At 67.4% G+C, this 13613-nt stretch carries 16 protein-coding genes; 4 read left to right on the top strand and 12 right to left on the bottom strand.

The annotated features are described in order from the left end of the window. The coding region (locus ACQKLX_RS29460; RefSeq protein ID WP_427365125.1) for a biotin carboxylase N-terminal domain-containing protein at nt 1–92 on the bottom strand (92 nt) is incomplete at its 3' end. A 148-nt stretch (nt 93–240) separates the two neighbouring features. Beyond that, nucleotides 241–642, bottom strand: a complete 402-nt coding sequence (locus tag ACQKLX_RS29465; protein ID WP_427365112.1) for a hypothetical protein — start codon at nt 640–642, stop codon at nt 241–243. Between the two features lie 310 nt (nt 643–952). Between ACQKLX_RS29465 and ACQKLX_RS29470 the strand changes: the two genes are divergently transcribed. Next, nucleotides 953–2329 carry a M20/M25/M40 family metallo-hydrolase gene (locus tag ACQKLX_RS29470; protein WP_427365113.1) on the top strand — a complete coding sequence of 459 codons (1377 nt, stop codon included), beginning with the start codon at nt 953–955 and terminating at the stop codon, nt 2327–2329. Between the two features lie 242 nt (nt 2330–2571). Here ACQKLX_RS29470 and ACQKLX_RS29475 read toward each other — a convergent pair whose 3' ends face one another. From ACQKLX_RS29475 to ACQKLX_RS29495, 5 genes are all read right to left on the bottom strand, one after another. After that, entirely contained in the window at nt 2572–3252 is a 681-nt protein-coding gene (locus tag ACQKLX_RS29475) for an HAD-IA family hydrolase (RefSeq protein ID WP_427365114.1), read from the bottom strand. A gap of 72 nt (nt 3253–3324) precedes the next feature. Continuing rightward, nucleotides 3325–3822, bottom strand: a complete 498-nt coding sequence (locus ACQKLX_RS29480; protein ID WP_427365115.1) for a hypothetical protein — start codon at nt 3820–3822, stop codon at nt 3325–3327. Nucleotides 3823–3932: 110 nt separating this feature from the next. Continuing rightward, nucleotides 3933–5234, bottom strand: coding sequence for an RluA family pseudouridine synthase (locus tag ACQKLX_RS29485; protein WP_427365116.1), 1302 nt, complete (start codon nt 5232–5234; stop codon nt 3933–3935). Beyond that, the gene (gene crcB, locus ACQKLX_RS29490) at nt 5231–5614 is read right to left on the bottom strand and encodes a fluoride efflux transporter CrcB (protein ID WP_427365126.1); all 384 of its coding nucleotides are present in this window, start codon (nt 5612–5614) and stop codon (nt 5231–5233) included. Before crcB ends, ACQKLX_RS29485 begins: the two co-directional genes overlap by 4 nt. Before the next feature lie 58 nt (nt 5615–5672). After that, nucleotides 5673–5834 carry a TetR/AcrR family transcriptional regulator C-terminal domain-containing protein gene (locus tag ACQKLX_RS29495; protein WP_427365117.1) on the bottom strand — a complete coding sequence of 54 codons (162 nt, stop codon included), beginning with the start codon at nt 5832–5834 and terminating at the stop codon, nt 5673–5675. Between ACQKLX_RS29495 and ACQKLX_RS29500 the strand changes: the two genes are divergently transcribed. Continuing rightward, on the top strand, nt 5833–5979 hold the full coding sequence (locus tag ACQKLX_RS29500; RefSeq protein ID WP_427365118.1) for a hypothetical protein: 147 nt from the start codon (nt 5833–5835) through the stop codon (nt 5977–5979). The two genes, ACQKLX_RS29495 and ACQKLX_RS29500, sit on opposite strands and share 2 nt — an antisense overlap. Nucleotides 5980–6041: 62 nt before the next feature. Beyond that, on the top strand, nt 6042–7385 hold the full coding sequence (locus tag ACQKLX_RS29505; protein ID WP_427365119.1) for a hypothetical protein: 1344 nt from the start codon (nt 6042–6044) through the stop codon (nt 7383–7385). Between the two features lie 102 nt (nt 7386–7487). On the opposite strand, the gene ACQKLX_RS29510 is transcribed toward ACQKLX_RS29505, so the two are convergent. Next, nucleotides 7488–8795, bottom strand: coding sequence for a replication-associated recombination protein A (locus tag ACQKLX_RS29510; RefSeq protein ID WP_427365120.1), 1308 nt, complete (start codon nt 8793–8795; stop codon nt 7488–7490). Between the two features lies 1 nt (nt 8796). After that, nucleotides 8797–10227 (bottom strand): DegQ family serine endoprotease, encoded by a 1431-nt coding sequence (locus tag ACQKLX_RS29515; RefSeq protein WP_427365121.1) that lies wholly within the window; start codon nt 10225–10227, stop codon nt 8797–8799. Between the two features lie 156 nt (nt 10228–10383). Here ACQKLX_RS29515 and ACQKLX_RS29520 point away from each other — a divergent pair, with 156 nt between their 5' ends. Then, entirely contained in the window at nt 10384–10803 is a 420-nt protein-coding gene (locus ACQKLX_RS29520) for a BLUF domain-containing protein (RefSeq protein WP_427365122.1), read from the top strand. A 3-nt stretch (nt 10804–10806) separates the two neighbouring features. On the opposite strand, the gene ACQKLX_RS29525 is transcribed toward ACQKLX_RS29520, so the two are convergent. The 3 genes from ACQKLX_RS29525 to ACQKLX_RS29535 form a co-directional block, all read right to left on the bottom strand. Continuing rightward, on the bottom strand, nt 10807–11763 hold the full coding sequence (locus ACQKLX_RS29525; protein ID WP_427365123.1) for a tripartite tricarboxylate transporter substrate-binding protein: 957 nt from the start codon (nt 11761–11763) through the stop codon (nt 10807–10809). Between the two features lie 219 nt (nt 11764–11982). Beyond that, entirely contained in the window at nt 11983–12402 is a 420-nt protein-coding gene (gene rplQ / locus ACQKLX_RS29530) for a 50S ribosomal protein L17 (RefSeq protein ID WP_427365124.1), read from the bottom strand. A 112-nt stretch (nt 12403–12514) separates the two neighbouring features. Continuing rightward, nucleotides 12515–13573: a DNA-directed RNA polymerase subunit alpha gene (locus ACQKLX_RS29535; protein ID WP_427365128.1), complete on the bottom strand. Its 1059-nt coding sequence runs from the start codon at nt 13571–13573 to the stop codon at nt 12515–12517. Between the last annotated feature and the right edge of the window lie 40 nt (nt 13574–13613).

Here is a 13613-nt window from a genome sequence, read left to right on the forward strand (position 1 = left end):
ACCGCCACCGTCCCGATGCCCATGCGGCGCGCCGTCTTGATGACGCGGCAGGCAATCTCGCCACGGTTCGCGATCAGGATCTTCGAGAACATGCGTGGCGTCCCCCCGGCCCGGTGCCTTCACTGTGCAGTGCGGGATTTACGGGAGGCAAGCGCATCCGTCCACTGATGCGAAAGTTTTGTAACGTGCGCAAACGCCCGGCGGCAGCCGGGCGCTAGAGCACGCTCCGGTCTGTCGACCTCAGCTCGCCAGCACCACGCGCTGGGCGATCGGGGCGGCGGACATCCGGGCATCGGCCTTGCGCAAGGCGAAGCTGACCAGCGCCTCGTCGCAGGATTCGGCCTCGCGGACGACCTCGAAGGCGATCTTCTGCGCCAGCGGCGTCGGGCCGTCGCCAGCCGAGAGCGTCGTCACCAGCCAATGCGCCTTGTCGCGGTCGATCTTGCCGGTCGGGCGGCTCTCCCAGACCGAGAAGTCGACGCAGAACGCCAGCAGCACATCGGCGAAGAGCGGCGACTTGTCGGTAACGGCCCGGTCGAGCGCCACCAGCACATCGATGATGTCGCGGGTCAGCACAGCTTCGTGCAAGATCTCGCGCTGAAGAATTCGGACGTCTTCATCGTCGATGACGCGCCTGTCCATCACGTGATCAACGAATTCGCGAAGTTCGTGGCCAATCATCGTTCAACCCCTGTCCGACGTTGTTGTGTGTCGGTTTGTCCCTGTCGTGTGAAGACGATGCGGCCGGGCCAGTCATCAGGTGGTTAACACGCAAATCTGAACGCCCGTTCAGGTTAAACAGGGCTGAGTCAGCGTGGTTGCGAGGATGTTACTCGCCCCACCGCCCCCCGAGCCGGCAAGCGCTTTTCCGGGCTGCGCCTGGCGCATTGGACGCGGCCACGCGCGGCACTCTACCGTGATGCCGGATCCCATTCAGGCAGGCGGCGCGATCATGGCTTCTTCCGACACGCTCGCTGCGGTCTTCGCGCATATCGAGGCGAACCGCAGCGCCTTCCTCGATCGCCTGCTGGCCTATCTGCGCCATCCCAGCATCAGTGCCGAGAATATCGGCATCACCGAGGTCGGCGCACTGCTGGTCGAGATGCTGACGGAGATCGGGCTGGAGACCAACCTGGTGCCGACCGATGGGCATCCGATGGTGGTCGCGCGCTGGCAAAAGGCTCCGGGCAAGCCGACCGTGCTGCTCTACGGCCATTACGACGTGCAGCCGCCCGACCCGCTCGACAAATGGCTCTCGCCGCCCTTCGAGCCGGCGATCCGCGACGGCCGGATCTATGCGCGCGGCGTCGGCGACAACAAGGGCCAGCACTTCGCCCAGATCCTCGCGATCGAATCCCATCTCGCGGCGCACGGCACCTTGCCCTGCAACGTCATCCTGCTGCTGGAGGGCGAGGAGGAGATCGGCAGCCCGAACATCGCCGGCTTCGTGCGCGCCAACAAGGCGATGCTCAAGGCCGACCTCGCCGTAACCGCCGACGGGCCTCGCCATGCCAGCGGCGCGGCTGCGATCAAGTTCGGCTCGCGCGGCGTGATCTCCTTCGAACTGCGCTGCCGCCATGCCGTCCGCGACGTCCATTCCGGCAATTTCGGCGGCGTCGTGCCAAACCCGATCTGGACCCTGGTCCATCTGCTCGGCACGATGAAGAACGCCGAAGGCGAGATCACGATTGCCGGCCTGCATGACGATATCGACGCGCCGACGCCTGAGGAACTCGCCGCGATCGAGACCCTGCCGCTCGACATCGAGGCGGTGAAAAAGAGCCTCGGCCTGACCAGGCTCGATGCGCCAGCCGATCGGCCATTCTACGAGCGCCTCTGCTTCCGGCCGACGCTGACCATCAACGGCTTCCATGGCGGCTATGGCGGCCCCGGCAGCAAGACCGTGCTGCCCAACGAAGCCTTCGTGAAATGCGATATCCGCCTGGTCGAGGCGCAGGACCCTGAGAACATCCTGCGCAAGGTCGCGGCGCATGTGGCCGAGCATGCGCCGGAGGTCGAGTTCATCGCAACCGATGCCGGCATGCTGCCCTCGAAGACGCCAATCGCCTCGCCCTTCACCGCGCCCTTGCGCCGGGCCTTCGTCGCGGCGCAGGGCGTCGAGCCATTGCTGATCCCGGCTGGCTTCGGCAGCCTGCCCGGCTATGCCTTCACCAGGATCCTCGGCATTCCCGCTTTCGTCACGCCCTATGCCAATCCGGACGAGGCGAACCATGCCCCGAACGAGAATCTGACGCTCGACTGCTTCTACAGCGGACTGCGTACCGGCGCGGCGTTGCTATACGAACTCGGCCAGCTCGAGGTGCCCTGAGCAGCGCAGAGCGTGCGGATTTTGCTCGGAACCACGTCGTCATCCTGGACAAGCGGCGAAGCCGCGCAGCTCCGGAATCCATGGTAAGGCTCCGCTGCGCTACGATGGATCCCGGGTCGAGCTTCGCTCGCCCAGGATGACGAGGTCGACTCCGTGTGAAGTCAGCACCCTCTAAAGACGGATTCACCCATCAGCTTGTGATGCAAGCTGATGGGAACGAGCTGAAGGGGCGGTCCGCCGCCTCAGGCCGGCTCCGCCACCGCCAGCTTGTCGACAATGCCGGTTAGCTCGGCGCAGTTTTCGATCACATGCCGCGCCCCGGCGGCCCGCAGCGCCGCAACCGGCTGGAAGCCCCAGGAGACCGCGACCGGGGTCACGCCGGCCGCGACCGCCATCTCCATGTCGAAGGTGCTGTCGCCGACCATCAGCGTCCGCTCGGGCTTGGCCCCGGTCTGCGCCATCGCCCGCAGGATCATCTCCGGGTGCGGCTTCGAGATCGCATCGTCGGCGCTCTGGGTTGTCGCGAACAGACCGCCCCAGCCATGGTGCTCGATCGCGTAATCCGCCCCACGCCGCGACTTGCCGGTGGCGATGCCGAGCAGCGTCTGCGGCCGCTGCGACAATCCCGCCAGCATCTCCGCGACGCCTGGGAAGAGCGGCTCGGCCAGAGCCGGATCGCTCTCCGCCCGCTGCCGCATGCCGTTGAAGACATCCCGATAGGTCTGCGTCAGCACGTCGTCCGGCTCTGTGAGCCCGGCGACCCGCATCAGCGCGATGTCGAGGGTGAGCCCGATCACGCCGAGGCCGGCCTCGCGGCCCGGGTGGACACGGCCACAGCGCGCGAAGGTCTCGTATTGCGCGCCGAGGATGATCGCCTCGGAATTGATCAGCGTACCGTCGAGGTCGAAGATGATGAGGTCCATGTCCGGCGCTCTACAGGAGATGACGGCAGCCCGCCATCTCCGCCGGCGCAAGGCCCTCATGCTGCGACGGACTCACCCTTGCGGGTTGCGGCCGCATTCGGCGATCGCCGCCTTCAGGGCGTCGCCATCGAGCCCCTTGCCACGCGCCTCCTTGCGGCATTCGGCGCGCTGGGCGAGATCCGGCCGCTTGCCGTTGAAGCAGGCGACCAGCGCCGCGGTCCGTTCCGAGCCGGTGAGCCCCCGCGCATCCGCCTCCTGCTTGCAGACGGCGCGTGCCGTCGCCGCGGTCGGCCTGCCGTCGCGGGTCAGCCCGTCGCTGGCATAGAGCTTCACGCCCGGAAAGCGCCCCTGCATGCACTCGCGCATGGCGCGGCGCAGATCATCGCCCAAAAGTGCGATGTTCTCTGAATAGCAATCGCGCCGGGCCTCGGCGCGAGCGGCCCGAGGCACCGGCTCATCGGCCGCCGCAGCGGCCGGTTTCGGAGCTGTGGGAGCCGGCTGCGACTGGGCGAAGCCGGCAGACGAGAACGACAGAACGAGGCCGGCGGCGAGCAAGGCGATGCGCAACATGGAAAGCCTCCCGTGATGAACCATTCACAGGAACAAATTTAGAACATAACGTGTTTTGTTCTGCAAGCGTTCTTACGTCAGGTCACGCAACTTTTCCGTGCGAGCACAGCCTACTCGTCCGGCGCGTCGACGATCGGATCGTAGGGCGCGTCCTCGAAGCCGAGCAGGTTCCAGCTCTGGCGCATATGCGGCGGCAGCGGCGCGCTGACATCGATCGTGCCCTTGCCGCGCGGATGCGGCAGCACGATCCGCCGCGCCAGCAGATGCAGCTTGTTCTGGATGCCGCCGGGCATCTCCCAGTTCTGGATGTCGAAGTATTTCGGATCGCCGACGATCGGATGGCCGATATGGGCGGCGTGGGCGCGCAGCTGATGGGTGCGCCCGGTCACAGGCTTGAGCGACAGCCAGGCCAGCTTCTGCGCCGCGGTCTCGACCACGGCGTAATAAGTCACCGCGTGCATCGCGCCCTCTCCTCCATGCTCGGCGACGGCCATGCGCTGGTCGCCGTCATAGGCCTCCTCGCGGGCGAGATAGGTCGAGATCCGGCCCTGCTTCACGCGCGGGACATGATAGACCAGCGCCCAGTAAACCTTGCGGGCAGAGCGCGAGCGGAAGGTCTTGGCCAGCGTCGCTGCGGCGAAGCGCGACTTGGCGATGACGAGGCAGCCGGCCGTGTCCTTGTCCAGGCGGTGGACGAGGCGCGGCTTCTGCCCGTCCTTGCCGGTCAGCGCTGCCAGCATGCCGTCGACGTGGCGGGTCGTGCCCGAGCCGCCCTGCACGGCCAGGCCCGCCGGCTTGTTGAGGACCATGACGTCCTCGTCCTCGTAGAGCGTGATCGAGCGCAGGAAGCCGATCGTGTCGGCATCGGCCTTGGCAGAGCGCGGCCGCTCCGCCGCCTGCTCCAGCTTCAGCGGCGGGATGCGCACGGTCTGGCCGGCTTCCAGCCTGTCCTTGCTGTCGGCACGCTTGCCGTTGACGCGCAACTCGCCCTTCCGGACGATGCGCTGGATATGGCTGAAGGAAAGCTGCGGGAAACGCGCCTCGAGGAAGCGGTCGATCCGCATCTCGTTCTCGTCCTGCGTCACCACCAGCTGCTGCACGCCGGTCGAGAGCACCTCGGCGGTGACGGCCTTGACCTCGGCGCGCGTCGGCGCGTCGGTGATCGGCGGCTTGCGTGTCGCGGGCTTGCGCGGCCCTGTTGCCCTCTGCGCCGGATGATGCGGCTTCGGGTTGCGCGTCGGCTCGGTACGCACGACCTCGTCTTCCGCCGGACGCGGCCTGGCTCGGGCCGAGCGGCGCGCATCATGGCTCGGGCGCTTGCCCTTCGGCGAGCCGGAAGCTGGTGGCCTGCCGCCGCGCTTGGGGCCGTTGCCACGCGCAGGGCCGCCCGTTCCCTTGCCGCCGGTTCTCATGACAGCCCCCTGACCAGAGCGAGCCCAGCGACCAGCGCCGCGAGCGACAGGACGACCGAGCCGAGCACATAGAACGCCGCAAGCAGCGCCTCGCCGCGCTCCCAGAGCAGTACCGCGTCGAGCGAGAAGGCCGAGAAGGTGGTGAAACCGCCGAGAATGCCGGTGGCGAGGAAGAGCCGCGCATTCTGCGTCCAGCCTTCCCCCGCCTTGAAGGCGAGGAAACCGGCGACGAGGCCCATCACACCGGAGCCGATGATGTTGATCGCCATCGTCCCGTAAGGGAACGAAGGGCCGAGCCATTTCAGCGAGACGAGGTTGACGCCGTGCCGGAGCACGCCGCCGATGCCGGCGCCGAGGAAGACGAGAGCGGTGGAAAGCATCCCCGAGGCATAGAGCGCCGGGCCAGCGCGCACAAACGAAATCCGCTGCGATTGCAGCTCATTTCGCCCCTTCCGTCCCGTATCCCCGCAGGAAGGCGTCGACCGCGGCCTGCCCATAGCCGGCGAGCTCGGCCGGGTCGCTGTCGCAATTGCCGCTGAACATGGCCCGGTTCAGCGGAATCCAGAGCACCAGGCCGGCGAAATGATTGGCCGCGAGCATGGCAAACCCGTCCTGGGCAGGCGTGATCGTCGGCGCCGCCGGCCTCGTCCTGTTCGGCTGGTTCTCGCTCGTCGCCCTTACGATCCGCGGCGAGTCCTCGCCCGCCCGATCGCTTTCAGCCTACGCCCTCGTGGCCCGAGCCTGATACCCCGCCGGCGCGATTGACTTGGCACCTCCCTGACCGGCAGAAACGCCGGAACGTGGGGGGTGATCATCGCGCCGATGGCATGCGGCTCTGAACCGGCAAGCGAGCATATCGGCGCGGTGTTCCGCCGGGCGGCCCTGCCTGCCGGCCTTTGCCTCGCCCTGCTCTCGCAGACCGCCCTCGCCGCGCCGGCGCGCCTGCCATCCCGCCCCGCGCAGGCCCCGAGCTTCGCCCGCGCCTGCACGATTGCCGGGCCCGAAACCAAGCCGCTCTTCGCCAGTGAATCGACAGAGACCACAACTTCGAGTGAGGACGAGGCAGACGACGACAGCGACGACGAAGATGGTGATGAGGAGGACGAAGAGGACCCGCCCGAGCGCGGCCTCATCCTGCCGGGTTCGTCGACCTGCCTGTCCATCACCGGCACGGTCAGCGCCGGCCTCCAGCGCGATTCCTTCCGCGCCTCGCGCAATGGGCCGCCGCCGCCGTCCAACGTGACCTCCTTCCCGGTCAGCGCCGCCTTCCGGATCGCGACCTCGCATGAGCTCGCCTCGGGCCTGCGCGTCGGCACCGCCTTCGGCTTCACTCTCTACAGCCCGGTCGACGGCGCCAGCGAACCGTCGATCGACGAGGCGACGATCCTGGTCGGCCCCTGGACCTTCGGCCTCGATTCCTCGCGCTTCTCGTTCTGGACCGGCGACGAGTTCATCTTCTCGGCGCGGGTGCCGTCACGCACCGTCGGCGTCATCGCACTGGAACTGCCGCTGACCGAAAGCTGGACCGCGACGCTCGCGCTCGAGGATCCGGCGCTCGGCAACACCTCCTCGACCGCGCCGGTCCCGACCGGGCGACGCGTGCCGGATACGATCGGCCGTCTGGTCTATGAGGCCGGCGGCTGGACCGTGCATGGCGCGCTCGCCCTGCGCGAAATTCCCGGCATGCCCTCGCGCTTCGGCCGGGCCGGCATCATCGGCGCGACCTATGAAGGCGAGGCGCTCGGGCATGGCTGGAGCCTGACCGCCCAGCTCGCCGGCGCGATCGACGGCGCCCCCTATCTCGGCTCGGTGCTCGACGCCCGCATCGTCAACCGCGTGCTGCTGGCGAGCGATGCCACGCGCGGCTTCTCGACAGTGGTCTCGGGCCGCTTCGAGTGGACCGGCGAGCTCGCCAGCAACCTCTATCTCAGTCGCTACTGGCTGGAGGTACCGCTCGCCAACCAGGTCCGCGGCGAGATCAGGATCGACCGCCTCGCCGCCAATCTGGTCTGGACCCCGGTCGAGGGCTTCAAGCTCGGTATCGAGAACTCGGTCGCCTGGGCCAGGATCGCCCTCAGCGGCCGAGAGATCGCGGCTGGCCTGGCCGGGCGGCAGATCTCGACGCAGGTTTTCATCGAGCGGAGTTTTTGAGGGCGTCATGCTCGCCCTTGTGGCGAGCATCCACGTCTTGAACACGCCCTTCGACCAGCAAAGACGTGAATGATCGGGTCAAGCCCGAGCATGACGCTGGCGCTACTCCCCCCGCTCCTGCCGCAGCTTCTCCCAGTATTCCAGCCGCTTCCTGATCTCGCGCTCGAAGCCGCGCTCGGGCGGATCGTAGAAAAGCTGGCGGCCGAGCGCGTCGGGCCAGTAGTTTTGGCCGGAGAAGGCGTCGGGCGCGTCATGGTCATAGGCGTAGTCGGCGCCGTAGCCCTCTTGCTTCATCAGCTTGGTCGGCGCGTTCAGAATCGTCTTGGGCGGCGTCAGCGAGCCGTGTTCCTTGGCGGTACGCATCGCCGCCTTGTAGGCGACATAGGCGGCGTTCGATTTCGGGGCGGTGGCGAGGTAGATCACCGTATTGGCCAGAGCGAGCTCGCCCTCGGGCGAGCCGAGCTGCTCATAGGTCTCGGCGGCGGCGCGGGCATGCACCAGCGCCTGCGGATCGGCGAGGCCGATATCCTCGACCGCCATGCGGACCAGCCGCCGCGCCAGGAAGCGCGGGTCCTCGCCGGCGTCGAGCATGCGGGCGAAATAGTAGAGAGCCGCATCGGGATCGGAGCCGCGGATCGTCTTGTGCAGCGCCGAGATTAGGTTGTAGTGGCCGTCCTGCGCCTTGTCGTAGATCGGGGCGCGGCGCTGGATCACCTCGGAGAGGCCGGCCTCGTCGAAGATCTCGCCCAGCTTGGCGGCGCGCCAGGTCTCTTCTGCCAAAGTCAGCACAGCCCGTCCGTCGCCATCGGCGAAGCGCGCCAGCGCGAGCCGCGCCTCCGGCGTCAGCGGCAGTTCGCGGTTTTCCAGCGCCTCGGCCCGGCCGAGCATGAACAGCAGCGCGCCCTCGTCGAGCGCCTTGAAGGTCAGGACGCGAGCGCGCGAGAGCAGCGCCGCGTTGAGCGCGAAGGACGGGTTCTCGGTGGTGGCGCCGACCAGGGTGATCGTGCCGTCCTCCATCACCGGCAGGAAAGCATCCTGCTGGGCCCGGTTGAAGCGGTGGATCTCGTCGACGAACAGCAAGGTACCCCGGCCACCGAGACGGCGGCCGCGGGCGGCGTCGAAGACCTTCTTCAGGTCGGCGACGCCGGAGAAGATCGCGCTGATCTGCTCGAAGCCGAGATCGGTCACGCCGGCCAGCAGGCGCGCGACGGTCGTCTTGCCGGTGCCGGGAGGCCCCCAGAAGATCAGGCTGCCGAGCGAGCCCGAGGCGATCAGCCGGGTCAGCACCCCGTCCTCGCCGGTCAGGTGGTCCTGGCCGGCGACCTCGCCGAGCGTCGTCGGCCGCACCCGGTCCGCGAGCGGGCGCGGGCCGGATTTGTCGAGACCGGAAGCGGAGAAGAGGTCGCTCACCTCACCCGCCGAAGGTCGAGGTCACCGTCTGGCCACCGCGCGAGATCGTCACCTCCCAGGAGCGCTTGCGCTCGCGCGTCGCCAGCTCGATCTCGCGCGAGGCGTTGATGCGCTCGCCATTGATCGCGAGGATCAGGTCGCCCTTGCGGAAACCGACGCGCGCGGCCGGGCTGCCTTCCTCGATATCGCCGACGACCACGCCCTCGGTCGACAGGTCGATCGAGAGTTCCTCCGCGACGGCCGGCGACAGGTTCAGCACGGTCAAGCCGGTGAAGGGCGAGCGGCCGGCGACCTTGACAGGCTCGCGCGGCCGCGTCTCCGGCGCCGGCGTTAGCTTGACGGGGATGGTGATGCGCTTGCCGGCGCGCAGCACGGTGAGTTGCGTCGTGCTGCCGATCGGCCGCGTGGCGAAGCGGTAGCCGAAGCTCTCGGGGTCGTCGACGCCGACGCCGTCAACGGCGAGGATCACGTCGGAGCGCTTGAGGCCGCCTTCGGCCGCCGGCCCCGCATCGACCACGCTGGCGACCACCGAGCCAGCCGGCCGGTCGAGCCCGAGCCCGTCGGCGACGTCCTGGGTCAGCGCCTGCAGCCGCGCCCCGAACCAGGCCCGGCGCACGGTCGTCGCCCCGGCCTTGGCGCTTTCGACGACGACGCGGACCATGGCCGAAGGAATGGCGAAGCCGATGCCGACGCTGCCGCCCGACTTCGAGAAGATCGCGGTGTTGATGCCGGTGAGCCGGCCCTGCATGTCGACCAGCGCGCCGCCGGAGTTGCCGGGATTGATCGCGGCATCGGTCTGGATGAAGGACTGGGCGTCGCCGACGCCGACCTGCGTGCGCGCCAGCGCCGAGATGATGCCCTGCGTCACCGTCTGGCCGACGCCGAACGGGTTGCCGATCGCCAGCACGAGATCGCCGATCTGCAGCGTGTCGGAATCGCCGAGCTCGATCGCGGCGAGGTCCTTGGCGCCCTTGAGCTTGAGCACGGCAAGATCGGTGCGCGGGTCGCGCAGCAGGATGGTCGCCTCGTATTCGCGCTTGTCGGCGAGCGCGACCTTGACCTCGGTCATGCCCTCGATGACGTGGTTGTTGGTGACCACCAGCCCGCCAGCATCGACGATCACACCCGAGCCGAGCGAACGCTGCACCTGCTCGCGCGGCAGGCCGAAGCCGCCATCACCGAAGAAGCGGCGGAAGAAGGGATCGTCCATGAACGGGTTCTGTGGCCGCCGCTCGACGCGCGCGCCATAGACGTTGACCACCGAGGGCGCCGTCTTCTGCACGACCGGTGCGAAGGACAGCGTGATCTGCTGGCGCGCCTCGGGGACTTGCCGGGCCTGGGCGAGGGTCAGCGTCGACGCTCCCATGGACAGCGCAAGGCCAAGGGTCAAGGCGACAAGCCGACTGCGGTTCGGCATGATGGAACGGCGCATGCCGGTCTCCTTCTTGAAACAAACTGGCTGCCTCGGACGTTCAGCTCCTGAACCATCTCTCCGCGGCAGCACCCCGGACAGTCTCGGAAACACGCGCTGCGCGATTCCGTTCCGGGCCGCGAACCTCCCACCCTGCCCCCCGAAAGGACCGTCGACGTGAGCCTCGTGCGCCTTGTTTATGCCAGCCGTAGCCGACTCGTCGAGGCGGATCGACGCGTCGAGCTCGCGCGCATTCTCGAGACGGCGCGGCGGCTCAATGCCGAAAGACATGTCACGGGGTTCCTGATGGCGACGCCGGGCGGATTCGCCCAGATCCTCGAAGGCGAGGCCGGCTCTATCGCGGAAACCTATGGCCGGATCATGGTCGACCCGCGCCATGACGATCTGCGCCTGCTGGCGCAGGATGCCGTCGCCCACCGGCAGTTCACCGGCTGGGCGATGGCCTTCGCCGAGCACAACGAGACGACCCAGTTCATCTTCGGGCTCTATGGCGTCTCGCCAGAGACGGACATCTTCGAGCAGCCGCTGGATGTGCTGCTCGATCTTGCCGGCGAGCTCGCCAATACTCGGACATGAACTTTACTTCGCGTCGCTGAGCAGCACCTTGTATTTCTCGATCTCGGCCGGGACCATCTTGGCGACGAACTCCGGCGACATCTCGTCCTTCTCGGGCAGCACGGAAGAAAGCTCCTTGAAGCGCGCATGCAGCTTCTCGCTGGCGAGCGCGGTGCGCAGCGCCTGGTTCAGCTTGTCGATCACCGGCTGCGGCGTGCCCTTCGGCGCGAAGATCGCATTCCAGCCCTGAGCCTGGAAGGCCGGCAGACCGGCTTCGGTCGAGGTTGGCACATCCGGCAGGCTCGGCAGGCGCTGCGGCGTCGCCACCACCAGCGCCTTGACCTTGTTGCCCTGGACGGCGCCCGACAGCGAGGTCGCAGCATCGCAGACGCCGTCGATCTGCCCGCCCATCAGGTCGTTCAGCGCCGGCCCAGCGCCGCGATAGCTCACCAGCGCCACATCGAGGCCGGACGCCTTCAGGAAATTGCGGCAGATCAGATAGTTCGACGAGCCGACGCCGGCATGGCCGAGGCTGAGCTTGCCGGGGTTCGCCTTGGCGTAGGCGAGGAATTCCTTGAGGTCCTTGGCCGGGAAGTCGAGCTTCAGCGCGATCATCGGCGAGGTCTTGGCGACGAGGCCGACCGGCACGAAATCGGCCGGCGTGTATTTCAGGTCGTTGTAGATCGTGTAGGACGCCGCGTTGGTGCCGCTGTTGCCGATCACGATGGTATAGCCGTCGGGCTCGGCCCTCGCCGCCCGCGTCAGCGCCGTTGCGCCGCCCGCCCCACCCATGTTCTCCATCACGATGCGCTGTCCGAGAACCTGCGCCATCTCCTCGCCGACGAGGCGTGCGATCACGTCGGACGAGCCGCCGGCTGCAAACGGCACCAGCATGTTGATCGGCTTCGACGGATACTTGTCCTGAGCCTGCGCCGGCAGGACGGCGATGGCGGCAAGAACAGCTAGAGCTGCGCGCTTCATGTGATACATCCCCTCCGTGCCGGGCTTGTTTTCGACGGCATCGTGCCGCCCTGCCGGTCGAGGAAGACGCTAGCACCCACCTGACGCAGCGAAAAGCGCGAGCGGTCGCAACAATCTCGCGCAGCAATCGTCGATCTGTACCGGCAAAGAAAAAGGGCGGCCCGAAGACCGCCCTTTCGAAACTTCACCGCCCTTTCGAAACTTCAAAGCCTGGAAAACTCAGGCAGCCTGCTCGTCATCCGCGGTGAAGACCGGGCCGGAATCCTTGCCCTTGGCGTCGACATCGCGATCGACGAACTCGATCACGGCCAGCGGAGCGTTGTCGCCGAAGCGGAAGCCCGCCTTCATGATGCGCAGATAGCCGCCATTGCGCTCCTTGTAGCGCGGGCCGAGCACCGCGAAGAGCTTGCCGACCAGGGCAACGTCCTTGATCTGCGCGATCGCCTGACGGCGGGCGTGCAGGTCGCCGCGCTTGCCGAGCGTGACCAGCTTCTCGACGACCGGACGCAAGTCCTTGGCCTTCGGCAGCGTGGTGGTGATCTGCTCGTGCTTGATCAGGGCCTGGGCCATGTTGGCGAACATCGCCTGGCGATGCTCGACCGAGCGGTTGAAACGACGACCGCGGAAACCGTGACGCATGATTGGCTCCTTCGTTGCTTACGGCCGCCGTGCCACGGAACGGCCGTCCTTTATGCTCCGGCGCTCATGCGCCGGGCGGGAATGGCGCGGGATTGCCGCCCGCGCCGGGGTCTCAGTAATGCTCTTCGAAGCGCTTTGCCAGCTCTTCGATGTTCTCCGGCGGCCAGCCCTGCACATCCATGCCGAGATGGAGGCCCATGGTGGCGAGCACTTCCTTGATCTCGTTCAGCGACTTGCGGCCGAAGTTCGGGGTGCGCAGCATCTCGCCCTCCGACTTCTGGATCAGGTCGCCGATATAGACGATGTTGTCGTTCTTCAGGCAGTTCGCCGAGCGGACCGACAGTTCGAGCTCGTCGACCTTCTTGAGCAGGGCCGGGTTGAACGGCAGCTGCGGCGCGGTCGAGACGGCCTCTTCCTTGCGCGGCTCTTCGAAGGTGATGAAGACGGCGAGCTGGTCCTGCAGGATGCGGGCGGCGAGCGCCAGCGCGTCCTCGGGCGAAACCGAGCCGTTGGTCTCGATCTGCATGGTCAGCATGTCGCGGTCGAGGTTCTGGCCCTCGCGGGTGTTCTCGACGCGGTAGGAGACCTTCTTGACCGGCGAGTACAGGCTGTCGACCGGGATCAGGCCGATCGGCGCATCTTCCGGACGGTTCTGCTCAGAGGGGACATAGCCCTTGCCGGTGTTGACCGTGAACTCCATGCGGATCTCGGCCCCGTCGTCGAGCGTGCAGAGCACGAGATCGGGGTTGAGGATCGAGACGTCGCCGATGGTGTTGATGTCGCCGGCCGTGACGGTGCCCGGGCCGGTCTTGCGCAGGGTCATGCGCTTGGGACCTTCGCCCTGCATCTTGATGGCGATCGCCTTGATGTTCAGGACGATGTCGGTGACGTCCTCGCGAACGCCCGGGATCGAGGAGAACTCATGCAGCACGCCGTCGATCTGGACGGCGGTGACGGCAGCGCCCTGGAGCGAGGAGAGCAGCACGCGGCGCAGCGCATTGCCGAGCGTCATGCCGAAGCCGCGCTCGAGCGGACGCGCGATCACGGTGGCCTGACGCTTCGGGTCGTCTCCGACCTTGACTTCGAGCTTGTTCGGCTTGGACAGATCCTGCCAGTTCTTGCTGAAGAGCGCACATTGCGCGACATTGGAAGCAACGTTGCGATGGGTCAGGGTCGCGCCCTTGGCGACGCCGGTGGTGCCGCCGGTGTAT

Origin of the sequence: Allobosea sp. NPDC003192 (assembly GCF_050275675.1) — a bacterium.
Classification (GTDB): Bacteria; Pseudomonadota; Alphaproteobacteria; order Rhizobiales; family Beijerinckiaceae; genus Allobosea.

Coding starts and splice junctions, on each gene's coding strand:
- ACQKLX_RS29480 (WP_427365115.1), bottom strand. CDS start 3,822: ATGTTGCGCATCGCCTTGCTCGCCGCCGGCCTCGTTCTGTCGTTCTCG.
- ACQKLX_RS29515 (WP_427365121.1), bottom strand. CDS start 10,227: ATGCGCCGTTCCATCATGCCGAACCGCAGTCGGCTTGTCGCCTTGACC.
- ACQKLX_RS29525 (WP_427365123.1), bottom strand. CDS start 11,763: ATGAAGCGCGCAGCTCTAGCTGTTCTTGCCGCCATCGCCGTCCTGCCG.
- rplQ (WP_427365124.1), bottom strand. CDS start 12,402: ATGCGTCACGGTTTCCGCGGTCGTCGTTTCAACCGCTCGGTCGAGCAT.
- ACQKLX_RS29475 (WP_427365114.1), bottom strand. CDS start 3,252: ATGGACCTCATCATCTTCGACCTCGACGGTACGCTGATCAATTCCGAG.
- ACQKLX_RS29485 (WP_427365116.1), bottom strand. CDS start 5,234: ATGAGAACCGGCGGCAAGGGAACGGGCGGCCCTGCGCGTGGCAACGGC.
- ACQKLX_RS29495 (WP_427365117.1), bottom strand. CDS start 5,834: ATGCTCGCGGCCAATCATTTCGCCGGCCTGGTGCTCTGGATTCCGCTG.
- crcB (WP_427365126.1), bottom strand. CDS start 5,614: ATGCTTTCCACCGCTCTCGTCTTCCTCGGCGCCGGCATCGGCGGCGTG.
- ACQKLX_RS29500 (WP_427365118.1), top strand. CDS start 5,833: ATGGCAAACCCGTCCTGGGCAGGCGTGATCGTCGGCGCCGCCGGCCTC.
- ACQKLX_RS29470 (WP_427365113.1), top strand. CDS start 953: ATGGCTTCTTCCGACACGCTCGCTGCGGTCTTCGCGCATATCGAGGCG.
- ACQKLX_RS29465 (WP_427365112.1), bottom strand. CDS start 642: ATGGACAGGCGCGTCATCGACGATGAAGACGTCCGAATTCTTCAGCGC.